The sequence below is a fragment of the Actinacidiphila oryziradicis genome (genome assembly GCF_005047355.1).
Taxonomy (GTDB): domain Bacteria; phylum Actinomycetota; class Actinomycetes; order Streptomycetales; family Streptomycetaceae; genus Actinacidiphila; species Actinacidiphila oryziradicis.
The window spans coordinates 1-21,638 of the sequence record NZ_SUMC01000122.1 but is presented as its reverse complement, the minus strand read 5'-3'; the positions used below and the strand labels follow the sequence as shown (position 1 = coordinate 21,638).

The window sequence follows — 21,638 nt, the reverse complement described above, 5'->3', positions numbered from 1 at the left end:
GCCATGTCGACGAACTCGGCCGACCGCAGCACCTCAAGGACGCGCTCTTCCTCGGCTGCTTCGAGCGCGCGCGGATGACGACGGCGCTCCCGCCGAGGCGGTCGCACCGGGGCGGGGCTCTGACGGTGGTGGCGGTAGTAGGTGGCCCGGCTCACGCCGAGCGCGTTGCACGCCTGGACCCGGCCGACCACTGCCGTGAGGTCCTCCAGCGCCTGGAAGCGAGCATCCTCGAAGACCGAGCCGGCCACCGGATCCAGTCCCGTGTCCGCGTCCGCGTCCGCGGGGATGGTCACGTGGTCTCGCCGTTCCTCGTGGCGCTGTCCGTGGCGAGTTGGTCGAGCAGCGCGGAGAGTTTTCCCTGCACCTCGATCACGGTGCGGGCCTTGCCCAACTCGTTCTCCAGCCGGGCCACTTGGCTTTTCAGTCGGGCGCTCTCCTTCTCCCTCGGATCGGCCTTCGGCCGCCCCGAGGGTGCGGCGAGTGCGGCCTCGGCGCCCTTGTCCCGCTGCTGACGCCAGTTCGTGATCAGCGACGAGTACAGGCCCTCGCGGCGCAGCAGGGCGCCCTTGTCCTGCTTGTCCAAGGTCTCGTACTCGGCAAGGATCTTCGCCTTGTATGCCGCCGAGTACCGGCGGGGCGCGGTGGAACGGGGTTCTACCTGCGGATCCGGGGCCTGGTGGTCGTTGGTGCTGGCCACTTCGGGCACTCCTCCTTCTCCGCCCTCGACTGAATGAATCGGTCACTTTACCCGACTCATCACACTTTGACAGAGAGGGGAACGCCCTGGCGTCGCAGCGATGGGCCGAACTGACGCTGTTTTGGTTGTCGTTAGTGGTCGACGGCGGACGCAATGCCGACCGCTTGAAGCAGTTGTTCTTCGCGCGGCCGCGCCCGGTGACCCAACCATCGCCGGACTGACGCTGATGGTGTCCCACCATGTGGTGTAGCCGATCAGTCGGTGGTCGTGTTGGTGGTGTTGGGTAGCGCGGGGGTGTGTTCGGGGCGCTCGGCGGGGTAGATCTGCTCCATGCTGCCTTCGGGGAGGTAGCGGCGGGGGAAGGCGATCCACTCGTCGTGCATCTCGTTGAGCACTGCGCTGACCAGGCGTTCCAGGGCCTGGGGGTTGGGGAAGACCTGGACGACGTCGGTGCGGCGCTTGATCTCGCGGTTGATCCGTTCCAGCGGGTTCGTCGACTGGATCTTCTTCCAGTGCCGTTCCGGGAAGGCCGCGAAGGCGGTCAGGTCGTCCTTCGCTTCGATTAGCATCCGTTTGACCTTGGGGAACTGCTTGCCGAGCATGTCCGCGACGGTCTCAAGCTGGGCGCGGACGGCGTCCTGTCCGGTCTGGGCGAAGATCGTGCGGATGGTCGCGGCGACCATCTCGGCGGCGTCTTTCGGGATCACCCCGAAGACGTTGCGCAGGAAGTGGACGCGGCAGCGCTGGTAGGCAGCGCCGATCATGACCTTGCGGATCGCCTTGACCAGGCCGCTGTGGTGGTCGCCGATGACCAGGCGGACCCCGGACAGGCCGCGCTCGCGCAAGGAGCGCAGGAACTCCGACCAGAACACCTCCGTCTCGCTGTCGCCCACCATCACCCCCAGCACCTCCCGGCCCCCGTCCTGGGTGATGCCGGTGGCTACGACCACGGCCTGGGAGACGATCTGGTGGTTCACCCGCGCCTTGCAGTACGTCGCGTCCAGGTACAAGTACGGGAAGCGGGTGTGGTCCAGGGGGCGGGTGCGGAAGGCGGACAGTGTCTCGTCGAGTTCCCCGCAGATCCGGGAGACCTCGCTCTTGGAGATGCCGGTGTCCGCGCCGAGGGCCTTGACCAGGTCGTCGACCGAGCGGGTGGACACGCCCAGCACGTAGGCCTCCATGACGACGGCGTACAGGGCCTGGTCGATGCGGCGCCGACGTTCCAGCAGGTTGGGGAAGAAGCTGCCGGTGCGCAGTTTGGGGATGGCCAGCTCCAGGTCGCCCGCCTGGGTGCTGAGCGTCTTGTCGCGGTGCCCGTTGCGGAGGGCGGTGCGTGTGTCGGTGTGCTCGTTCCAGCCGGCCCCGATCCGGGCAGCGGCCTCGGCCTCGATCAGTTCCTGCAGCATCCGCTCGGCCACGCTCCGCACGAGTTCGAGCCCGTCCGCCGAACGTAGTGACTCCAGCAGGCGTAATAGGTCAGACTGGGACAAGGCCACCGCGCACCTCCCTGGTTGAACTGCCCATTTACCTCGGAGAGTTGCACGGTGGCCTGCCTCATGCGCAGGGAGCGGAAGCCCCTGGCGGGTGTACGCCCCGGGAGCGAGCCCGCGCACACCTCAACCTTGATCGGCTACACCACATGGTGGGACACGACCCTGACGCTCAGCCGTTCGTCTCGCGCACCGGTCCATTCCGCGGCACGTCATCGGGCACGACCCGAGCTCATACGGGGCTTCGTCGGCGGCGCTTCGTGATCAAGAGAGTCGAGTGATCTCCCCACCAAGACGTAAACGAATAGCCCCAGTGCCGTGACAGGCCGGGGCTATTCGCTTTCGCTGTTCAGACGGCGCGCTGGGCCCGCCAGCTGCAGCTGGACGGCTACGCCGGAACCGTCGGCGGCCTGCTCAAGATGCTCGGCTTTACCACGGGCAAGACACCGTCGCGTGGATGGCCAGGAGGCCGAGAATGCGCAGAAGGTGTAACGCGGTGACCTAGCAGGACGAGACTGCGGTGGTCTCAGCTGCACGGGTGGGCGGATCACGCGGCGGGTCAAGCGCAGGAGCGACGTCGCGCAGCTGCAACAGCGCCGCTCGGCGCAGAACGCGTTCGAGGTCATCAACCATGGCGCCCATGTCTTGAGTGGTACCGCCGTCCAGCACGGGCCGGTCGAAAGGCCGGAACCGCGCTCCGGGCCGACTTCACGGGATGGAGCTGGCGGCCACCGGCTTCGACCACAGCGTGCTGCTCCGGTTCCGGGCGAGGCCGGCCGAGCACGGCCTGGAGCGCACGGTCTTCGACCGGCTGCTGGAGCACTGCAAGGAGGCCGGGCTGGTGGCCGCCGGCGGCAGGCAGCGCACCGACGCCACCCACGTCATCAGCGCGGTGCGGGACCTGAACCGCACCGAACTGGCCGGGGAGAGCGTGCGGGCGGCCCTGGAGGCGCTGGCGGTGGCCGCCCCCGGCTGGCTCGCCGAGGTAGTCGACGTCGCCGAGTTCGCGCACCGCTACGGGGAGCGGATCAACGGCTGGGCGATGCCCACGTCCAAGACCAAGCGCGAACGGCTCGCCCAGGTGTTCGGGCAGGACGCGCTGGCGCTGTGCCGGGCGGCCTGGGCCGATGCCGCCCCGCCGTGGATCCGCGAGATCGAGGCCGTGCAGCTGTTGCGGCAGGTGCTGGTGCAGACCTACTGCATCGTTGCTCATGTGTGGAGTCGTCCGTCGGCGATGATCGTGACGAGGGTGTCGACAAGCTCGTCGGCGGAGGTGTGCCAAATCCCGGTGGCGAAGTAGCCGCTCAGTTCCGCGGCGACGATACCGCTGACACCGGTGAAGAGTAGGCCCCCGTATCGGTGGAGATCGCGTTCGTCGACGAGTTCGGAAACGATTGCCAGAAATTCTTCCTGAGTACGGCAGGAGGCGCGGATTATCCTCCCGGGCTCTTCGCCGGCCGGGGGGCCGAACATCTGCCGGTAGCGGTGAGGGTGGCGGCGGCCGATCGTGACAAGCGCGGCGAGGGCACCTCGGAGCCTGTCGGACGGGGTGCCATGCTGAGCTGCGATCTCGTCGCTGAGACGCTCCCAGCCTTCTGCGGCGACGGCAGCGAGCAAGCTCTCTTTGTCGGCGAAGTGCCCGTAGGGGGCGCCGCGGCTCACACCTGCCCGTGCGGCCACGTCCCGCAGGGTCACCGCGTCAGGGCCGCCCTCGTCGAGCAGTTCGGCGGCCGAGTCGAGGAGGGCGCGGCGGGTGGAGGCGGCGGACTCTGCGCGACTGACCATGCCCACATATTACAGATGACAGCGTCACGTCACTGGGTTGACGTTGTCACATGAAACCCCTAATCTCATTCATATGACAACGTCACGTGAATGCGGTGAAGCGAGCGGAGGGATCGTGGTGACCGGGGCCTCCACGGGGATTGGCTTGGCCACCGCACGCGAACTGGCCCATCGTGGCTTCCATGTTCTTGCCGGGGTGCGGCGTGAGAGTGAGGCTGAGGCCCTCCGCGCACCCAATATTGAGCCCGTCATCCCGGACATTACCGACCGCGACCACATCACCGCCTTGGAAGAGCGCGTGGGCGGGAGCCTGCGGGCGCTGGTGAACAATGCCGGGATCGCCATCAACGCTCCGGTCGAGGCGCTGCCGATGAGTGAGTGGCGGCGGCAGTTCGACGTCAATCTGTTCGGCCACATCGCGGTCACCCAGGCTGCTGCCCGCGCTGCTACGCAGCAAGAAGCGCGTAGTCAACTTCACCTCGACGGGGGCCGGGTGGCGATGCACGCGTATGGCGCCTACGCCGGCAGCAAGTTTGCTCTCGAAGCGGTCAGCGACTCGTTACGTCGTGAGCTGGCATCGCAGGGCGTCGAGGCGATCGTGGTCGCGCCAGGCGCCGTCAAGACCAACATCGCGATGGACGGCGCCGTCACCGCGGACCGAATCGTCGCCGCCATGACCGCCGACCAGAACCGGCGCTACGGCCCCCTCATGCAGGCGATCATCGCCCACTCGGCCTCGTTCACCACGAACGGTACGCCCGCTGGGGAGGCCGCCAAAGTCATCGCGAAAGCCGCGACCACACGGAACCCGCGAACCCGCTACACCATCGGCCGCGACGCCGCCATGCTCACCCGCCTGTCGCGTGCGCTGCCGGACCGGCTCCTCGACCGCTTCCTCGCATTTCTTCTACGCCCTCACTATGCAACCGGCCGCAAGGCGCAGGTGCACGGATGAGCACGGCTCTGGTCCTCGGGGGCGGTGGGCCCGTCGGTGTGGCGTGGGAACTCGGCATCCTCTCTGGTTTGGATCTTCCGCATTCCGACCTGGTTGTCGGCACCGCCTCAGGCGCGATTGCCGGCGCATGGTACGCCGCCGGTCGTGTCGACGACATCGTCGGGACGCTGAGCGGGCTTGCCCGGATACTCATGCCGCCGCCCGGTTCCGAAACAGGGCTGGAGGTCCTCGATGCGCTGGCCCCGACGGCCGGCGCCACAAACCCACGCGAGCCCAGCCGGGCCCTGGGCACCCTCGCGGCCGAGGCTGACACCCCGCCGGCTGACGAGGTGGTTACGCTCTTTAACGGCTTGGTCGGCACTGACTGGCCAGCCACCTTCACGTGTACGGCCACGGATGCCGACTCGGGTGACCTCAGAACCTTCGACAGCGGTTCGGGAGTGCCACTGGCCCGTGCTCGTACTGCCGGTAATCGGGATTGGCGACCGGCGCTACATGGACGGCGGCCTGTACGACCCGCTCGCCCGAGGGCACGATCTGGTGGTCGCGGTCTCCTGCCTGCCGTACCTCAACCTCGACCCAAAACGGGTCCACCCGACCACGCGCGCTCAACAGTCCAACGTCACACCTGCCCTTGCCGAGCTCCGGGCTGCGGGAACCCGCGTCGAGACCATCGAACCGAATGAGGAATTCCGCGTTCTCAGCGCCGATGGCCGGCGGCTCCTGGATGCCTCCCGGATCGGTGACGCCTACGCGGCCGGCGCCCGGCTCGGCGCAGAGCTGCATGGCACCTTCTGACATCTGGCTTCCAACCGGGCCACTGAATATTCCTTCGCACTACACGGAGTAAGGCACTATGGATCTGCAACTCGTCGACAAGCGCGTGCTTGTGACCGGCGCAAGCAAAGGCATCGGCCTCGCGATCGTACGAGCTTTCCTTGCCGAAGGGGCATCGGTCACCGCCGTGTCCCGGCACAGCACGCCCGAGCTCAAAGAGACCGGAGCAACCTTCGTCGCGGCCGACCTGTCCGAGGTCGACGGGCCCCGCCGCATGGTCGAGACGGTCCTCGCGGCTGACCCGCGTCTGGACGTCCTGGTCAACAACGTCGGAGGCGGTGACCTGCCCGAGGGATCGCTCGGCGACACCCTCGACGGCGGGGACGAGATCTGGCAGTACGTCCTCAACCTGAATTTCAGCGCCCCCGTGAGAGTCACCCGGGCCGCGCTGCCGGCGCTGGCTGAAGCCCAGGGCGCGATCGTCAACATCAGTTCCGACAGCGCCCGGCGCGTCGGCGCTCCCGGCAGCACCCCGATGCCGTATGCGGCGGCCAAGGCTGCGCTGACCAGGTTCTCCCGCGAGTTGGCCGAGCGGGTGGCCCCGCAGGGAATACGGGTCAATGCCGTCTCTCCGGGCCTGACAAGGACCAACGCGATCGCGGGCAGGGACGGCTACATGGCCCAGGTGGCGAAGGCGATCGGCGCCGAGCACGCCGACCTGATGCAGAACCTGCCGACGGACCTCGGAATGCTCACCAGCAGCCTGATCGAGCCGGACGAAATCGCCCGCGCGGTACTGCTGTTGGCATCTCCGACCATGCCAAGCGTAATCGGCGAGAACTGGGCGGTCGACGCCGGCTCCGTCAAGGTCGCGTAAGGCCCGCCACGACGTTGGCGGGAGCAGCTCGGGCCCGATCGTAGCCGTCACCTGGGTGGGACGCTGGTGCTGCTGGCCGCCGCATCAGCGTCCCCGGCAGTAGCCAGGCCGCGCTGTCCTCGCTGGCGACGTGATTCACCTCGGTGGGATTGCGCAACGGATTCGCATCCATGCGTTATAGGCAGCAGTGAAGCCCCGCTGCGCGCCGGGCCGATCCCGCCGACACCACGCGCTTCGGCAGCCAGCCAGCCCGCCCCTGCTTCGGTACTACAACGATTATCTTCGACACTGTGCTCGGCGCCGACCGACACTCGGCCTGCGTCAACGCACTTGCTCATAGGCGGAAAACGTGTCACACACCATCATTATGACCGGCGCAACACGAGGGTTCGGCCGTGTCGCGGTCGAGCATATCCTCGCTGGTAGCCCTCAGGCACGCCTCGTGCTTCTGGCCCGTGGCTCCGCGGGAGACGAACTCGCCAGCGACCTCAGCCGGAGAGGACGCTCCGTGACATCGATCCCGGCGGATTTGCTATCGCTGGACAGTGTCCGCGCAGCCGCTGATGAGGTGGGCCGGAGGATCGATGAGGGCGAATTGCCGCCATTGCGTGGACTGGTCAGCAACGCTGGCCTCCTGTTCACCAATGACGTTACGGAGAACCCTGACGGGTTCGAGGCAACGTTCGCCGTCAACGTGCTGGCCAACCACGTGCTCATACGCCGCCTTCAGGACCGGTTCGAGTCACCGTCACGGATCGTGATCACCGTCAGCGATGCCCACTTCGGCGACTTCCGGCACAACAAGGGCATGATGCCCGGCCCGTCATGGAAGGACCCGGCCCTACTGGCCCGGATCTCAGCATTCCCGAAAGCGGAGACAGTTACAGCAGGAGGAATCGCTTATTCCACCAGCAAACTGGCTGCGATCTACCTCATCCACGAATACGCACGACGTCTGCCGCGCGGAGTCGACATCCTCGGCTACAACCCCGGCTTCGTGCCCGGCACTGGACTGAACCGCGACGCCGGGGCGGCTGTGCAATTCGTGATGCGAACGATCATGCCATTGATGGCCCTGACCCCACTGGCATCGACCCAACAGGAAGCCGGTCGGCACTTCGCCGACGTCGTTCTCGGCCTCACCCCAGCATCCTCTGGTTCGTATGTGGATCGCACCCGCGAAATCCGCTCCTCTGCGGAGTCCTACGACCTCGATCGTGAACAACGACTCTGGACGGCAGTCGAGGACCTGACCCGCCCCTTCACGTCTTAGCTTAGAGGGCGGTAAGTGACGTGCTTCCTTTTCGTGCTTGCAGCTGGGGCTGTCGGGCTGGCGGTGGCCTCTCCGGGTGGCTATGGCCGTGGCTGGGTGAACAACCCCTGCTCGGGCTCGATCAGGATGCCGCGTTCGACCAGCCGCTTCAGCTTCAGCCGGACGTTGTTGACGTTGCTGGGCGTGATCTCCAGATCCATCGCCTCGCAGACCGCCCGCGCCCGCAGCGGGGCGTCGGCCGCGGCGAACACCGCCATGATCTGCCGGTAGGCCGGATGGTCCGGCAGCTTCGCGGCCGGCGGCGTCGGCGGGGACGGGTCAGGCAGCGCCAGCAGGGTCTTGCGGGTGATGCGGACCTCCTCGGCGACCCGGTCGAACTCCTCCAGCTGCGCGGCGAGTTCCGCGATGCGTCCCCGCGTGGCCTCGGCCTGCGCGGCGATCTCGCGCTCTTGCTCCTCCAAGCGCGCCAGCACCGCTCCCAAGGTCAGCTCGCTGCCGCTCACGCCCTATTCTCCTGGTCGGTTCGGGTCCGGTAGAGCCTGTTCGAGGAGAACCTCTGCGGCTGCGCGTGCGTGCCGGCCATAGTCCGCTTCGTCGAGCACCATGGCGCGACTGGCCGCACCGTCCGCCAGGGTGGCCAGCTGCTCGGCGAGTGCGAGGGGCTCTCGACAGCTCAGCTCCGTCACCAAGGCGGCAATCAGCTGCACCATCCGCAGTTTCTGCTCGCGGGCGTAGGAATGGACCGCGCTGTGCGGGTCGGGGAATTCCGCGGCGGCGTCGATGAACGGACATCCGCGCACCGGACCTGCGTCCGCCGTGAGCTGGTCGAACAGCATGAGGATCCGTTCCCGGGGGGAGACGTCCTCGCGGGTCAGCCCGCTCTCCAGGGTGGCACCCGACAGCACGAGGCCCTGCAGGTGGGCGATGACCAGGTCGTTCTTGGTCCTGAAGTGCGCATAGAGCGTCCGCTTCGACACCGGTGCTTCTTCCGCGACCTGTTCCATGCCGGTCGCGTTGATCCCCTGGGTCGCGAACAGCTGGGCGGCGGCAGCCAGAATCCGCTCCCGACCTCCACGCCCGCGCCGCTGAGGCGCCGTAGTGGTTGTACTCATACAGTAAGTATACGGTCGCGTTTACTACGGTCAAGCGCTGTACTAGGGTCGCGCCCACTAGTAAACGCGTCCGTTTACATAGAGTTGAGGAGTCTCATGAACGGGCCAGTTTTCGGCATAGGGCTTGATACTGGTTTCAACGGGATGGACGTCAGCGCCGGTGACCCTGGCCGGTTGATCTCCGACGCGCAGGAGGCGGATCGCGCGAGGCTGGACGTGGTCACGGTGACCGACCACCCGTACCACGGTGGGCAGTTGGACGCCTACGCCACGCTCGGATTCGCGCTCGGTGCGACGGAGCACGTGACCGGAGTGGTCACTGTGACCAACCTGCCGTGCCGCCCAGCCCTGATGCTGGCCAGGACCGTCAGCGCGCTGTCCACGCTTTCCGGCGGCCGAGTCGCGCTCGGGCTTGGCCCGGGAGCCCTTTGGGACGAGATCGTCAGGCTCGGGGTCGAACCGCGCACGCCTGCCGCCGCGGTGCGCATGCTCGCCGAGGGCATCACGCTGGTCAAGGCACTCACTGGAGGCGGGGACCCGGTGACGTTCGACGGCGAGTTCTACCAAGTCGACGCGCTGACCCCGGCCCAAGCGCCGACGCCGCCGATCTGGACGGGGTCCATGGGGCCCTCATCGCTGGCGGTCGTCACCGGCAGGCTTGCCGACGCTTGGATGCCGGCGGGGGCCCAGGGGTGGCGTAGCGACTTCGTCACGAGCGCCCGACCTGTGATCGACAAGGCAGCGGTCGAGGCGGGAAGGGACCCCTCGGACATCGCCACTGTCTACAACGTCTTCGGCGTAATCGCTGACAAGCCGGTAATGGCTCTCGCGGTGTCGCCGACAACGGCATCGGTTCGTCGAGCGGGACGGTCGAGCAGTGGACCGAGGAGTTGGCGACCGCCGTCAACGACCACCGAGCAGGTGGCTTCGTGTACTTCCCGATCGCCGAAACCACCGATGGACGGCAGGCCGCCCTGGCTCGGTGGGCCCACGAAGTCGTGCCCGCCGTACGCGCAGCCTTGAGCACGGGGTGACCGCGAAGTGACTGAACCTTCCGATCGGGACCTTCGCGCCCCGCCGTTTGAAGGTGCGGAATTCGGCGGCAACAGGACGCGAGCAGGACGGCACGGGTGGAGTACCGCATGTCAAAAATCTTCAGGAAGTCATTCGAGGTTCGCTGGGACGATGTCGACCTCAACGGCCATCTGCGCAGTACGAGGTACTTGGAGTATGCGAGCACTGCCCGCCTGAGCTTCCTGACGGAAGCGGGCTGGGACATTCGCGCGTTGCACAAGGGGGGCTTCGCCGTGGTTCTGCTCAGCGAGGAAGTCAGGTATCTGCGCGAGCTCTTCTTCGCCGAGCAGCTCAGCGTGTCATGTGAAGTCGTGGGGCTGAGTACGGATGGTTCGCGTTGGCGGATCCGGCACGCCGTATCCCGGGAAGACGGGGGCCAAGCCGCTGTCATACGTTCGCTCGGCGCGTGCATCGACGTTCAAGCCCGGAAGATCACGGCACCGCTGCCTGGACTCCGAGCCGCTCTTGAGGCGGCTCGATCGGATGTCTGCGAGGTCATCGCCTCCCGGCCCTGAGGGCCTGGCTGTGCCTGCTGCGAGGGCAGGCGCACGAGGCGATCAAGTCGGCGGCGAGGACGGACTGCTGCCGAGGTCGCGCAGCAAATCCTCGTGCCCACGATCGAGGACGAGATCGCCGACCGTGCGGACCGGGTCACTCAACAGTTCGATACCCGTCCCGGGGGTTGCCACAGCAACGGCTTCGCCGCAGAAAAGGCAGCGAACGGCGAGGCTAGGTGGGCTCGGTCCATTGCCGGGTGAGGTCTATCCAGCTGCTGAGCTCGGCCGGCCGCAGGGCGGACAGGTCCTTGTCGCATCCGGCCCGGTCGGTGCAGACGTGGTGGACGTCGCTCGGCGTCAGTGTTCGCGCCGTATGCGCTGCACTCACAGATCAAGTATACGAATCCGTTTACTTTGACTAGCGGACTCCGTTACGGTAGCCCGTAACTAAACGCTTCCGTTTACCTAGATGTTAGGGAGAGGTCATGAGCAGGCCAGGTCTGACTGAGCTGAGCGGCTACGCGGAGGAACTGATACGCAGCCGCCACGCGACCCGCGCCTTCCGTCCCGAAGCCGTGCCTGATGAGACGCTGCGTGCGATCTTCTCGTTGGCCGGCGCTGCGCCGTCCAATTCCAATGCGCAGCCGTGGCAGGTGGAGGTGGTGAGCGGCGCCGCGCTTGAGCGTCTGGCGGATGCTTTGCAGACGGCCCATGCCGAGGAGCGCATCTCGGTGGACTTCCCTCATTCCGAAGGGATGTACTCCCAGGTCCACCAGGAGCGCAGGTCAGCGTTTGGCGCCGAGCTGTACGGCGCGCTGGGCATCGACCGTGGCGATCACCGGGCACACGGGGCCTACAACTCGGAGAGCCTGCGTTTCTACGGTGCGCCACATGCCGCGTTCCTGTTCGTCAGTGGCGACGGCGGGGCGCGACTGACCGCGGATGTCGGCGCTTACATGCAGACGCTGCTCCTGGCGATGGCGGCGTACGGCGTGGACAGTTGCCCGCAGGGGGTGCTGAGCTTCTACGCTGACACCGTCCGTGCCGAACTCGGCCTCGCTGAAGGAAGGCTGCTCGTCGGCATCTCCTTCGGCTATGCCGACGAGGCCGAGCCGGTGAACCGAGTCACAACCAAGCGGGCCGCACTTGAGTCGACCACGACCTTCCATGCATGACTGCGGCCGGCGAGGCGGACGCGCTGCTGCTCGTCGCGGCCGGTCCGGAACGTATCGGTCGCAGCGACGCGATCACGGAGACGCTGTCGGTCGAGACGATGATGTCGCCGATCGGCGCTGGGATCCTCGCCCTGCATGGGCACGCAGGACGACGACGAGCTGATCGACGCGGTCAGTGCGCCGAGCGACCGGGACACCTACCGGGCGGCCGCTTCGGAGCGCATGCTTCTTCACCTACTGCAGGGACACTGCAACAGCCCGATCGCCGGGTACACCCAGGTCGACCGTGGGCGCGAGCTGCCGGTGCGCGCCTGTGTCTTCGCTCCGGACGGCAAGACGCGGTGAACGCCGACGAGTGGGCGGGCCCCCTCGCCCCGGCCATGCTCGGCACCTCGGTGGCGGCGGCCCTGCTACGTCAGGGCGCCCGCGAGATCGTCGACGGCATCCCGCGGGCGCATGCCGCGAGCGCGGCCGGTCAGCCGGCTGCGCCTGTCACGGCCCGCCGCGTGAGTCGTTCGGGAGTGGCTGCGCAGGATCCGCGCCCGGTCCGGGTCCCGTTCAGCACTGGGGAGAACCGCCATGGCTGTGTCGAACGGGGTCAGTTCCCGGACGGCGGGCTGTAGAGCTGTGCCGGGTCGCCCGAGAGAGCGGCCTTGACGAAGCGACTCGGGGCGTCGACCAGCACCTCGATGGCCCCCACCTGCACGCCGTCGAGGCTGGCTCGTGCGACGTCTGCCGGGTCGATCTTGGGTGCGTCACGTCCAGCCATCATGTCCGTGTCCGCGGCCCCCAGATGCACGCCCTGCACGAGGGTTCCTTGGCCGGCCAGCTCAAGACGCACGCTGTTGGTCATGTTCCACTCTGCGGCCTTGGCTACGGAGTAGGACCCCGACCCTTCGGCGGTAGCCACCCACGACAGCACGGACAGGAGGTTCACGATCGCTCCTCCGCCATGGGAGGCCAGGGCCGGGGCGAAGGCGCGAATGACTCGGAGGGTGCCGAAGAGGTGCGTCTCCAAGTCCTGTCGGAGCATGTCCAGGTCGTCGGTCAGGAGGTTGGCCCCGGTCGCGATGCCGGCGTTGTTGACCAGCAAGGTGACGTCCTGCGCTGCTGCCGCGGCGTCCGCTATCGACCTCTCGTCCAGCAGATCAAGGTACAGCGGCGTGACGTCGGCGAAGTCGATCAGTTCCGGGCGGCGGGCCGCCGCGTAGATCCTTTCAGCCCCCCGGTCCAGGAGCTGGTCGACTTCGCCGACCGATTCCTCGATTGGCTCCGGTCACGAGGGCGGTGGAACCTGCAATATCCATGATCATTCCATTTCTCTGCTGGTGAGAGGCTCGGTCTCGCCGTGTTGCCTACGCTAAAACTTGACGTCGACGTGAAGGGCAAGTCGTGCCGGGCGGCAGCCCGAGCAGGAGGAGTCGCGATGCGTATCGGTGAACTGGCCCAAAGGGCTGGGGTCAGCACGCGCGCCCTGCGCTACTACGAGGAGCAGTGCCTGCTGCGTCCCGAACGCTCGGCCAGCGGCCAGCGTGTCTATCCCGAGTCGGCAGTGGACCGTGTGCGGCTCATCCAGCAGCTCTACACCGCTGGTCTTGGCAGCCGCCTGATGGCAACTCTCCTGCCGGCCATCGACGACCGCCATGTGGGCCCGGAACTGCTGGACCGCTTGCTTGACGAGCGCGCCCGCATCAAAGCGAAGGTCGCCAACCTTCAGGCTGCGGGCCGCCGCCTCGACGTACTGATGCACCTCGCCACGCGTCCGGCGGCCGAGTCGTGCCCTGCGTTGCTCGACCAGGCGGCGGCCCGGGAATCAGCCTCAACCTGACGCCGGCATTGCCCGCCTGCGCGCGTGCGGGCCGAGATGGACGACGGACGTTCGGCGACGGACGTTCGGCGATGAGCCCCTAAGTACACGGATACGTTTACTTGGGGGCTCTCTGCATGCTACGGTCTTCTTGTAAACGCAACCGTGTACTTATGTCGAGATCGCGACGATGTCACGGTGTCGAACACTCACCACAGACCGCACGAACGGAGAAGTCATGCCTGACGGCCTTCCGCCCGACCAGACCCTCGTCAAACCACCTCCAGAACAGGGCGCAGCCACTGCTCCCGACTCCGGCGCGTCAGGGTCGAGCGTCCGCAGGCCCGGGCTCGTCCTGGCGCTGCTGGCGATGGCGACCTTCCTGGCCTCGCTGGATCTGCTGATCGTCAACGTCGCCCTCGACCCGATCGGGCGCGGGATCGGCACGCGCGACCTGTCGGACCTCAGCTGGATCCTGAACGGCTACGCCATCGTCTTCGCCGCGCTGCTGGTTCCCGCGGGTCGGCTGGCCGACCGTTATGGACGCAAGGGCGCCTTCATCGTCGGCCTCGGCCTGTTCGCGGCGGCCAGCCTGGGGGCAGCGCTGTCCGGGAATCTGTGGCTCCTCGTCGTATTCCGCGTCATCCAGGCCGCCGGTGCGGCGGTGCTCACCCCCGCCAGCCTTGGCCTGGTCCTTGCCACGGCCCCGCCCGCCAAGGTGCACAAGTACGTTCAGATCTGGGCGGCCAGCGGATCGCTCGCCGCCGCGGCCGGCCCCGCGGCCGGGGGTCTGCTGGCGAACGCGGCCTGGCAGTGGATCTTCCTCATCAACATCCCGCTCTGCCTGGCCGCCATGGGAATGGCGTTCCGCCTGATCCCCAACGTCCGCCACGACCTGGCCACCCGCATCCCCGACATGGTGGGCGGGCTGCTGATCGTCCTCGCCGTCGGAGCACTCGCCGTCGGACTGGTGAAGGCTCCGGACTGGGGCTGGGGCGCGGCGCCCACGCTCGGCAGCCTGGTCCTGGCCGCGGTGTCGTTCATAGCGTTCGTCGTCCGCTCATCCCGCGCGCATGTGCCGATCGTGGAACTCGGCATCTTCCGGAACGTGGTGTTCTCCTCGGCGAACGCGGCGGTCCTCCTGTTCTACGCCTCGTTCACGCTCCAGCTGCTGGGCATCATCCAGTGGCTGGAACAGCAGGGCGACTGGTCGGTGGTCAGGACAGGGTTCGCTGTGGCACCCGGACCTGGCATGGTCTTCATCGCCTCCCTGCTGGCCGCGCGACTCGCCCACCGGCTGCCCATCGGCCTCATCGCCGCCGTAGGCGCCCTCCTCTCCGGTGTCGGCATCGCCCTGATCACCGTCTCCACCGGCGGGCACGCCATCCACTACGCCTCCGGCATCCTCCCCGGCTGGCTCATCGGAGGCTTCGGCATGGGCCTGGCCCTGCCGACCATGTTCTCCTCCGCGACCCGTGACCTCCCCCCGCACCAAGCAGCCACCGGCAGCGCCGTGGTCAACATGGCCAGCCAGATCGGCTCCGTCCTCGGCGTGAGCCTGCTGGTCATCTTCCTCGCCCTGCCCGGCTCCGACCCGCACCACGGCTACGCCATCTCCTGGTGGACCGCCACCGTGCTGGCCGTCGCCAGCGGCATCGCCGCACTCGGCCTCAACGCACGCCGGCACACCCGCACGGCCGTCGCTTGAGCGTCCGGCGCCCTCACCGTCCGCCCGCCAGGCACATGGCGAGGGCGCCGGCCCTCGGACAACCCACCAAAGACACACGACGGGACACCACGATGAAGACTCTCGGCTTCCTCTCCTTCGGCCACTACCAGCCCGTGCCGGGCTCACACACCCGCACCGCCCGCGAGGCGCTGACCCAGACCATCGAACTCGCTGTCGTTGCAGAGGAGATCGGCATCGGCATGGCAGCCGTGCGCGTCCACCATTTCGCTCGCCAGGCATCCACACCGATCCCCCTGCTCGCCGCCATCGCCGCACGCACACAGCGGATCGAGATCGGCACGGCCGTGATCGACATGCGCTACGAGAACCCCTACGCCATGGCCGAGCAAGCCGCCGCGGCAGACCTCATCAGCGGCGGACGACTGCAACTGGGGCTCAGCCGCGGCTCACAGGAGGTGGCGCTCCGCGGATACGAGGCATTTGGGCACGTGCCCGCCAAGGCGATGACCGACGCCGACATGGCGCGCCTCCACACCGCAGAGTTCCGGCGTGCCATCGCCGGAGATCCCATCGCATCGACCGATCCGGCTGCGGGCCCTTCCATCGGGCTTCCGGTCGAGCCGCGCTCACCGGGCCTCACCGAACGAATCTGGTGGGGCTCCTCAACACGGGCAAGCGCCGTGTGGACCGCCGAGCAGGGCATGAACCTGATGAGCAGCACACTGCTGTCGGAGGACACCGGAACGCCCTTCGACGAACAGCAGCGCGAGCAGATCGACACCTACCGCGAGACGTGGCGCTCGGCAGGCCACCAAGGCACCCCGCGTGTGTCGGTCGCCCGCAGTGTCCTGCCGATCACCAGTGACGAGGACCGCCTGTACTTCGGGGACGGGAACGGATCAAACGACCGTGACCAGGTAGGGATCCTCAACGGAGCGGTCTCCCGGTTCGGCCGCAGCTACATCGGCGAACCGGACGTCATCGCGAAGGAACTCGCCGCCGACGCGGCCGTCGCCGCCGCGGACACCCTCCTCCTCACCATCCCGAACCAGCTCGGCGTCGACTACAACGCGCGCCTCCTCCAGACGATCGTCGATCACGTCGCCCCGCACCTGCGGTAACGGCGGTCTCCACCGAGTGGCTGATCTCGGCGCTGCCGCTGCTGACCTCCGCGGGAGCGGACCTGCCGCCGGTGCACGCGAGCGGTTTCGAGGGTCAGGACCTGCGCGCCTCGCTGTACGCGCGGCTGCGCGCCGGACGGGTCCTCGGGCTGGGCGACAAGATGACCTTCGAGACGGTGGCCCAGAGCCATCTGGACGCGCCCCGCCCCTCCCAGACGGACGACCAGAGCTCCGCCGAGCAGGGCAGGTCGGCGCGTGGTCTGGGCGGTACCGGTCTGCTGAACGCCGACGAGTTCCGGCTCAACCAGTTCATGGGCAACGCGGGCGCCTCGGCCGACGCGACGGTGAACGCGTCCGGCTCGATGCCGCTGCACAAGCCCAAGTCCGAGTCGGTCCTGGTGCAGTTCACGCTGGACATGCGCGTGGTGGCCGAGGTGACCAACCGCATGCGCTCCTCCCGTAAGGCCACCGCGGTACGGGAGCTGACGCTGCCGCGCCCGGCGGTGATCCGGATGCCGGCGACCGTGGTCCGCTGCCTACTCACCGCGGAGGGAACGCACCTCACCGACCCGGATGATCACTTGGCGCTCAGAAAGCCGACCCATGACCCCGCCGACCGGCAGGTACTGCAGCACATAAGGTGAGTCGGCTGTCTGCAGCAGGACCTCGACGAAGCCGATGCCGATGCGAGCCGCGACGTAGCCGAGGACGTCGAAGAGCGTGCTGATCGCCGACCGCGACGGTGTGGGTGAGGCCGGCGGAGGTGAAGTCGGCGTCGGTGGTGCCCGGTTGGCCTGCCGACCGGGGCCTCGGTGTTTGACAGCGGGGAGTCGGGTCGCGTCAGGAGATGGTGGCCTCGCCGATGAGGCGGCGGGCCGTCAGGTCGCTCATGGCGAGGTGGATCATGGCAGCACACCGACACCTTGATTCCTTACGGCTTCACGGTGAACCACACACGTTTGAACGATCGTGTGCGGCCAGACGGTCTCCACGGCCTCGGGAAGGCCCTTGAGCCCGTCGCAGACGGGCGTGAGCACGTTGTCCAGGCCGCGGTTCTTCAGCTCGGTGAACACGTGCAGCCAGTACTTGGCACTCTCGCCGCCGTCGCCGGCCCAGATGTCAAGGATGTCGCAGGTGCCGTCCACGGTTACCGCCCTCACGGCGTAGACCGGACGGTTCGCGACCTGCCTGGCAGCATTAGGGAGAACGTTCTTTCTTGACAGGCGTACGTGGAGGCGTGATGCTACATCGAGATAGAACGTTCAGTCTTAACTCGAAGTCTAGCGGCTCTCCGCACTTGCCTCCATGTGGAGGAGGCCGACCGAGGCATCGCCTGCTGAGTCGCACTTTCGCTCTTCGTTACAGCCCGAAAGGATCATCTTGACCACCGTTGACTCGCCTGCCGCTGACTCACCTGTGGCCGCCGGCAGATTCGCGCCGGCTCTGCGACAGCTGTACTTCGTGCGGTTCGGGTTCGCCATCGTCTGGGCGGCCTTGCTGTTCGCCAACAAGTCCCACCTTGGGGCCTTCGGCGTCACCCTGCTCATCATTTACCCCCTGTTCGACGTCGCTGCGGCCATCATCGACGCCCGCTCGTCCGGCGCCGCCGGACCGATCCGCGGTCTGCAGACGAACATCGCGATCAGTGCAGTCGCCGCTGTCGGCCTGGCCGTCGCCGGCACCTCGGGAGTTCCGGCCGTCCTGCGTGTGTGGGGTGCCTGGGCAATCGTTTCCGGGGCTGTCCAGCTGATCGTGGGTCTCAGCCGCCGCAAGCGCCAAATGGGTGGCCAGTGGCCGATGATGCTCAGCGGTGGCATTTCCGTGCTGGCCGGGGCGCAGTTCATCGTGGGGGCCTCCGCCTCGAATCCGAAGCTGACCAATGTGGGCGGCTACGCCATTCTCGGCGGAATCTTTTTCCTCATCTCGGCGCTGCGTCTCGGCCGCGCCAACCAGGCGGACTGACATGGGCACCACGTCGTACGACGGCATCGTCTCCGCATCCGCCAGCCCGGTCCTGCCGGGCCGGGTTACAACCTTGACGGAGGACGCATGAGCGAGCAGCAGCCCGGCGGCATGCAGGGCAGGGCCGCAGACAGTTCGGCGGCGGATCCGGAAGCAGAGGACGCACAGCAAGAGTCCGGTTCCACCACAGCCAAGATGCGCTTGGCCGCTCTCGGCGGGCGGATCGCGCGCGGGGCGCTGGTCGGCCTAGTGGCTGGCGGCGCTGGGCTAGCGGTGGGTGAACTGGTTGCGGTGGCTACCGGCGAAGCGTCTTCGCCGGTGGTGGCAGTCGGGACCTGGGCGATCAGCATCACGCCCACGTGGCTTGAGCAGTTCGCGATTCGCAACTTCGGCAGCAACGACAAGGCAGTGCTGCAGGCCGGAGTCTATGTGACGGTGGCGTTGGCGGCGGCCGCCGACGGCGTGCTTGCCCGCACTCGGCTGACCATTGCGAGCCTCCTGACCGCGGTGTTCGGCGTGGTCGGCGCGATCGCCGCGGTCACGCGACCGGCTGCGAATACGAGTTGGCTGCTTCCCTCGCTGCTCGCTGGACTCGCCGCGGCGTTGGTGCTGCGCTGGCTGACGATCTTGTCACTGAAGGAATCGGAGCCTTCCGCCGAGTCGAGTGGGAGGCGCCGCTTCCTGCTCGGCACGCTGGGTACGGCTGCGGGCGCGCTAGTGGCCGGATATGGCGGCAACGCGTGGATCAAAAAGCGCTACAACGTTTCGGACGCGCGCGCGAAGGTGGTGCTGCCGGTCCCGGAGACCGTGCTGCCCGAACCGCCCGCCTCTGTGCACCCGGACGTGGAGGGGCTCGGGCCGTTCTTCACTCCGACCTCCCAGTTCTACCGGGTGGACACGGCGCTTACAGTCCCTCGGGTAGACCCGGGGTCCTGGAAGCTGAAGATCCACGGCATGGTGGACCGCCCGTTTGAGATCACCTTCGAGGAGCTGCTCTCCTACAGGTTCGAGGAACACGACATGACGTTGACCTGCGTGTCGAACCCGGTGGGCGGACCGTACGTCGGCAACGCGCGGTGGCTCGGCACGCCATTGGCGCCGCTGCTGCGCCGCGCCGGCGTCCACCGCGGGGCGGACATGCTCTTGTCCACCTCGACCGACGGGATGACGATCGGCTCGCCGGTCGAAGCGGTGCTCGACGGCCGGCAGGCGATGCTGGCGATCGCGATGAACGGTGAGGTGCTGCCGACCAAGCATGGCTTCCCGTGCCGGATGCTGATCCCCGGCCTATACGGATTCGTGTCGGCCACCAAGTGGGTGACGGATCTGAACGTCACCACGTTCGCCTCCTCCGACGCATACTGGACGCCGCGTGGCTATTCGCCGCAGGCCCCGGTCAAGACCGCGTCCCGGATCGACGTGCCGGCTAATGGGGCGACGGTATCGGCCGGGACCGTGGTGCTCGCCGGCACGGCCTGGGCCACCCACCGCGGCCTCGCCGCGGTAGAAGTGCAGATCGACAACGGGGCCTGGCGGGAGGCGATGCTGGCGACGGCGGACACCCCGGACACCTGGCGGCAATGGTCGTATCAGTGGGCTAACGTTCCCAAGGGCTCCCACAAAGTCAAGGTGCGCGCGACCGACGGCACCGGCACGGTGCAGACCTCGGCCGTCCAGGACATGGTGCCGAACGGCGCCACCGGCTACCACACCATCACCGTCCAGGTTTCCTGACCGGCCGCGCGGGCGGCGTGTGACGCCACCGGGGGCCGCCGCGACGCGGCCCGTCTGCTGCGCGCGGTTGTTTCTCGCCCCCGCGTCTCAGCGTTCCGCAGGGCTCTGAGAGCCGAAAGTTGGTCGAGAGCGTCCATGGCAGGCAGGGCCGGACTCGGCGACCGGCTCGGTATCGCGTTGTCTGCCGGAGCGGGATCGCGAGCCCGATGTGGGCGACGGGCGCTGCATCGCGGTAGCGGTCGGCGGTCAAGCGTTCCCCGAGTCGTGGAACATGCACCGCCGGCCCAGTCGATGATGCCGAACGTTCTATCCCGGAACGCCTGGGAGCTCGAACTGGAGCCCGGATTGGTACTGCGGCCAGTGTGGGGGCGCTGACCAGGCGGGATCAAACGGCCCTGTTCTTCAGCCCTGCAGGCGCCCCTCGATTCGCAAGACAGAATGTTCGGTCTTGACTCCCGCTGTAGAGGCGCACTAGATTCACTGTTGTATCGAACGTTACATATGCGGTTCGGCGAATCAGTCTGTATCGCAAATAAGTAAGGATGGTCATGCTCCGTAGGACTTCAGTGCGAACGGTTGGCTTCGGCCTCTCACTCGCTGCCTTGGCGACGCTCGCGGCAGCATGCAGTAGCTCGTCCGATGCCTCGTCGGCCGCTGGTTCCACGACGACTGCGACGAGTTCGGCCGGCTCAGGTTCGACGACGGCCTCAGCGGCGCCGAACTCGGCCGACTCGGGTTCGAAGCTGGTCTTGAAGACCGCGAAAGGCAGTGCAGGCATCTGGCTCACCGACTCGGCTGGACGCACGCTGTACTCGTACACCAAGGACAAGGAAACGACGTCCAACTGCTACGACACGTGCGCCACGAAGTGGCCCCCGCTCACGACGACCAAAGCGGTGACCGTGACTGGCAAGTACACCGTGCCGAAGGATCTGGGCACCATCACCCGGACTGACGGCAAAAAGCAGGTCACCTACGGAGGCCACCCGCTGTACTACTTCAAGGGCGACACCGCTCCTAACCAGATCAAGGGTCAAGGCGTCGACGGCGCATGGTTCCTCATCGGACCGATCGCCAACATCATGAACGGCACCAAGCCGTAACAACCGCCAGGCGAGTGCTACTACGGCGCCTGGAGCATGAGCCGGGGAGTGTCATGAATTAGGCTCTGACAAGAATTTCGTAGCCGGTGATCGGGGCGAAGTGGCTGGTGCGAGGGTCAGTTGAGCAGGATGCGTTGACGGAGGAGAGCGAAGCCGGCCCGGCCGTAGGTCTGCCGCTTGAGGAGCTTGGTCTTGTTGTTGATGCCCTCGGTGGCTCCGTTGCTGTAGGGCAGGTCGAGGCCGCACTGCACGGCCTGGCGGTCCTTCTCCAGGTCGTGGACGAAGCCGTGCAGCGCCGGGAGGTCGTCGGCGGTCACTGCCTCGATCCATTCCTGGAGGGCGGCGTGTTCTCCGGCGGAGTGTTCGTGGTGGGCCAGCAGCTTCGCGAAGAGGGAGCGTGCCACCAGCCGGTTTTCCGGTTCGACCTGCCCGAAGGCGCGCTCGGCGCGGTCGGCTTCGTACCGGGCGCGTTCGACGGCGAGCTCGGCGGCCCGGTGCGAGCGTCGATG

22 protein-coding genes and 4 pseudogenes are annotated in these 21,638 nt (G+C 67.3%); 16 read left to right on the top strand and 10 right to left on the bottom strand.

The genetic code is table 11. From position 1 onward, the window contains the following. The 3 genes and pseudogenes from FCI23_RS47710 to FCI23_RS47700 form a co-directional block, all read right to left on the bottom strand. Positions 1-293 (bottom strand): annotated as a pseudogene (locus tag FCI23_RS47710) (hypothetical protein); the annotation flags it as partial. Further along, on the bottom strand, positions 290-697 hold the full coding sequence (locus tag FCI23_RS58855; RefSeq protein ID WP_211265795.1) for a transposase: 408 nt from the start codon (positions 695-697) through the stop codon (positions 290-292). The gene FCI23_RS58855 and the pseudogene FCI23_RS47710, both read right to left, overlap by 4 nt. 254 nt (positions 698-951) lie before the next feature. Continuing rightward, complete coding sequence (locus tag FCI23_RS47700) at positions 952-2,193, bottom strand: IS256 family transposase (RefSeq protein ID WP_136730268.1); 1,242 nt, start codon at positions 2,191-2,193, stop codon at positions 952-954. A gap of 709 nt (positions 2,194-2,902) precedes the next feature. Between FCI23_RS47700 and FCI23_RS47695 the strand changes: the two genes are divergently transcribed. Next, entirely contained in the window at positions 2,903-3,487 is a 585-nt protein-coding gene (locus FCI23_RS47695; protein WP_136730267.1) for a transposase, read from the top strand. Here the strand turns inward: FCI23_RS47695 and FCI23_RS47690 are convergent. Next, on the bottom strand, positions 3,397-3,972 hold the full coding sequence (locus FCI23_RS47690; RefSeq protein WP_136730266.1) for a TetR/AcrR family transcriptional regulator: 576 nt from the start codon (positions 3,970-3,972) through the stop codon (positions 3,397-3,399). The genes FCI23_RS47695 and FCI23_RS47690 overlap by 91 nt on opposite strands. Before the next feature lie 73 nt (positions 3,973-4,045). Between FCI23_RS47690 and FCI23_RS47685 the strand changes: the two genes are divergently transcribed. The 4 genes from FCI23_RS47685 to FCI23_RS47670 all read left to right on the top strand — a co-directional run bounded on the left by FCI23_RS47685 (position 4,046) and on the right by FCI23_RS47670 (position 7,854). Continuing rightward, complete coding sequence (locus FCI23_RS47685; protein ID WP_246144745.1) at positions 4,046-4,927, top strand: SDR family NAD(P)-dependent oxidoreductase; 882 nt, start codon at positions 4,046-4,048, stop codon at positions 4,925-4,927. A 453-nt stretch (positions 4,928-5,380) separates the two neighbouring features. After that, positions 5,381-5,725, top strand: coding sequence for a patatin-like phospholipase domain-containing protein (locus tag FCI23_RS47680; protein WP_169317312.1), 345 nt, complete (start codon positions 5,381-5,383; stop codon positions 5,723-5,725). A 58-nt stretch (positions 5,726-5,783) separates the two neighbouring features. Beyond that, a complete protein-coding gene (locus FCI23_RS47675) occupies positions 5,784-6,581 on the top strand; it encodes an SDR family NAD(P)-dependent oxidoreductase (protein WP_136730264.1) in 798 nt (265 codons plus the stop codon). 367 nt (positions 6,582-6,948) lie between these two features. Continuing rightward, positions 6,949-7,854: an SDR family NAD(P)-dependent oxidoreductase gene (locus FCI23_RS47670; RefSeq protein ID WP_169317313.1), complete on the top strand. Its 906-nt coding sequence runs from the start codon at positions 6,949-6,951 to the stop codon at positions 7,852-7,854. Positions 7,855-7,934: 80 nt separating this feature from the next. Here the strand turns inward: FCI23_RS47670 and FCI23_RS47665 are convergent, their stop codons facing one another. Together FCI23_RS47665 and FCI23_RS47660 are read right to left on the bottom strand one after the other, a co-directional pair. Further along, entirely contained in the window at positions 7,935-8,357 is a 423-nt protein-coding gene (locus FCI23_RS47665; RefSeq protein WP_136730262.1) for a hypothetical protein, read from the bottom strand. Positions 8,358-8,360: 3 nt separating this feature from the next. After that, positions 8,361-8,966, bottom strand: a complete 606-nt coding sequence (locus tag FCI23_RS47660) for a TetR/AcrR family transcriptional regulator (protein WP_136730261.1) — start codon at positions 8,964-8,966, stop codon at positions 8,361-8,363. 96 nt (positions 8,967-9,062) lie between these two features. Here FCI23_RS47660 and FCI23_RS47655 point away from each other — a divergent pair, with 96 nt between their 5' ends. Both FCI23_RS47655 and FCI23_RS47650 read left to right on the top strand, forming a co-directional pair. Next, positions 9,063-9,989, top strand: a complete 927-nt coding sequence (locus FCI23_RS47655) for an LLM class flavin-dependent oxidoreductase (RefSeq protein WP_211265794.1) — start codon at positions 9,063-9,065, stop codon at positions 9,987-9,989. Positions 9,990-10,108: 119 nt separating this feature from the next. After that, complete coding sequence (locus tag FCI23_RS47650) at positions 10,109-10,555, top strand: acyl-CoA thioesterase (RefSeq protein ID WP_136730260.1); 447 nt, start codon at positions 10,109-10,111, stop codon at positions 10,553-10,555. Between the two features lie 214 nt (positions 10,556-10,769). Here the strand turns inward: FCI23_RS47650 and FCI23_RS57520 are convergent, their stop codons facing one another. Continuing rightward, positions 10,770-10,925, bottom strand: coding sequence for a hypothetical protein (locus tag FCI23_RS57520; protein WP_169317311.1), 156 nt, complete (start codon positions 10,923-10,925; stop codon positions 10,770-10,772). A gap of 97 nt (positions 10,926-11,022) precedes the next feature. Between FCI23_RS57520 and FCI23_RS47645 the strand changes: the two genes are divergently transcribed. Both FCI23_RS47645 and FCI23_RS47640 read left to right on the top strand, forming a co-directional pair. Then, positions 11,023-11,712 (top strand): nitroreductase, encoded by a 690-nt coding sequence (locus tag FCI23_RS47645; RefSeq protein WP_136730259.1) that lies wholly within the window; start codon positions 11,023-11,025, stop codon positions 11,710-11,712. Between the two features lie 2 nt (positions 11,713-11,714). Next, positions 11,715-12,158, top strand: a pseudogene (locus FCI23_RS47640) (hydroxymethylbilane synthase); the annotation flags it as partial. A gap of 152 nt (positions 12,159-12,310) precedes the next feature. Here FCI23_RS47640 and FCI23_RS47635 read toward each other — a convergent pair. Continuing rightward, positions 12,311-13,019: pseudogene (locus tag FCI23_RS47635) on the bottom strand (SDR family oxidoreductase). A gap of 119 nt (positions 13,020-13,138) precedes the next feature. On the opposite strand from FCI23_RS47635, the gene FCI23_RS47630 reads away from it, so the two are divergent. From FCI23_RS47630 to FCI23_RS47615, 4 genes are all read left to right on the top strand, one after another. Continuing rightward, positions 13,139-13,540, top strand: a complete 402-nt coding sequence (locus FCI23_RS47630) for a MerR family transcriptional regulator (RefSeq protein ID WP_136730258.1) — start codon at positions 13,139-13,141, stop codon at positions 13,538-13,540. A 217-nt stretch (positions 13,541-13,757) separates the two neighbouring features. Beyond that, a complete protein-coding gene (locus FCI23_RS47625) occupies positions 13,758-15,227 on the top strand; it encodes an MFS transporter (protein WP_169317310.1) in 1,470 nt (489 codons plus the stop codon). Between the two features lie 92 nt (positions 15,228-15,319). Beyond that, positions 15,320-16,330: an LLM class flavin-dependent oxidoreductase gene (locus tag FCI23_RS47620; RefSeq protein WP_136730256.1), complete on the top strand. Its 1,011-nt coding sequence runs from the start codon at positions 15,320-15,322 to the stop codon at positions 16,328-16,330. A 71-nt stretch (positions 16,331-16,401) separates the two neighbouring features. Then, positions 16,402-16,974 carry a hypothetical protein gene (locus tag FCI23_RS47615; RefSeq protein ID WP_246144744.1) on the top strand — a complete coding sequence of 191 codons (573 nt, stop codon included), beginning with the start codon at positions 16,402-16,404 and terminating at the stop codon, positions 16,972-16,974. Positions 16,975-17,274: 300 nt separating this feature from the next. Here the strand turns inward: FCI23_RS47615 and FCI23_RS47610 are convergent. Then, positions 17,275-17,517 (bottom strand): annotated as a pseudogene (locus FCI23_RS47610) (transposase); the annotation flags it as partial. A 193-nt stretch (positions 17,518-17,710) separates the two neighbouring features. On the opposite strand from FCI23_RS47610, the gene FCI23_RS47605 reads away from it, so the two are divergent. The 3 genes from FCI23_RS47605 (at position 17,711) to FCI23_RS58850 (ending at position 21,129) form a co-directional block, all read left to right on the top strand. Further along, positions 17,711-18,292: a DUF308 domain-containing protein gene (locus FCI23_RS47605; RefSeq protein ID WP_246144743.1), complete on the top strand. Its 582-nt coding sequence runs from the start codon at positions 17,711-17,713 to the stop codon at positions 18,290-18,292. Between the two features lie 87 nt (positions 18,293-18,379). After that, positions 18,380-20,026 (top strand): molybdopterin-dependent oxidoreductase, encoded by a 1,647-nt coding sequence (locus FCI23_RS47600; RefSeq protein ID WP_136730254.1) that lies wholly within the window; start codon positions 18,380-18,382, stop codon positions 20,024-20,026. 749 nt (positions 20,027-20,775) lie between these two features. Further along, complete coding sequence (locus tag FCI23_RS58850; RefSeq protein WP_211265793.1) at positions 20,776-21,129, top strand: COG4315 family predicted lipoprotein; 354 nt, start codon at positions 20,776-20,778, stop codon at positions 21,127-21,129. A 116-nt stretch (positions 21,130-21,245) separates the two neighbouring features. On the opposite strand, the gene FCI23_RS47590 is transcribed toward FCI23_RS58850, so the two are convergent. Then, positions 21,246-21,638 (bottom strand): transposase (locus tag FCI23_RS47590; RefSeq protein ID WP_136730253.1); only part of this gene is annotated, 393 nt, incomplete at its 5' end.

Coding starts and splice junctions, on each gene's coding strand:
- FCI23_RS47655 (WP_211265794.1), top strand. CDS start 9,063: ATGAACGGGCCAGTTTTCGGCATAGGGCTTGATACTGGTTTCAACGGG.
- FCI23_RS47695 (WP_136730267.1), top strand. CDS start 2,903: ATGGAGCTGGCGGCCACCGGCTTCGACCACAGCGTGCTGCTCCGGTTC.
- FCI23_RS47685 (WP_246144745.1), top strand. CDS start 4,046: ATGACAACGTCACGTGAATGCGGTGAAGCGAGCGGAGGGATCGTGGTG.
- FCI23_RS47645 (WP_136730259.1), top strand. CDS start 11,023: ATGAGCAGGCCAGGTCTGACTGAGCTGAGCGGCTACGCGGAGGAACTG.
- FCI23_RS47690 (WP_136730266.1), bottom strand. CDS start 3,972: ATGGTCAGTCGCGCAGAGTCCGCCGCCTCCACCCGCCGCGCCCTCCTC.
- FCI23_RS47670 (WP_169317313.1), top strand. CDS start 6,949: ATGACCGGCGCAACACGAGGGTTCGGCCGTGTCGCGGTCGAGCATATC.
- FCI23_RS47625 (WP_169317310.1), top strand. CDS start 13,758: ATGCCTGACGGCCTTCCGCCCGACCAGACCCTCGTCAAACCACCTCCA.
- FCI23_RS47675 (WP_136730264.1), top strand. CDS start 5,784: ATGGATCTGCAACTCGTCGACAAGCGCGTGCTTGTGACCGGCGCAAGC.
- FCI23_RS47620 (WP_136730256.1), top strand. CDS start 15,320: ATGAAGACTCTCGGCTTCCTCTCCTTCGGCCACTACCAGCCCGTGCCG.
- FCI23_RS47660 (WP_136730261.1), bottom strand. CDS start 8,966: ATGAGTACAACCACTACGGCGCCTCAGCGGCGCGGGCGTGGAGGTCGG.
- FCI23_RS47600 (WP_136730254.1), top strand. CDS start 18,380: ATGAGCGAGCAGCAGCCCGGCGGCATGCAGGGCAGGGCCGCAGACAGT.
- FCI23_RS47630 (WP_136730258.1), top strand. CDS start 13,139: ATGCGTATCGGTGAACTGGCCCAAAGGGCTGGGGTCAGCACGCGCGCC.
- FCI23_RS47650 (WP_136730260.1), top strand. CDS start 10,109: ATGTCAAAAATCTTCAGGAAGTCATTCGAGGTTCGCTGGGACGATGTC.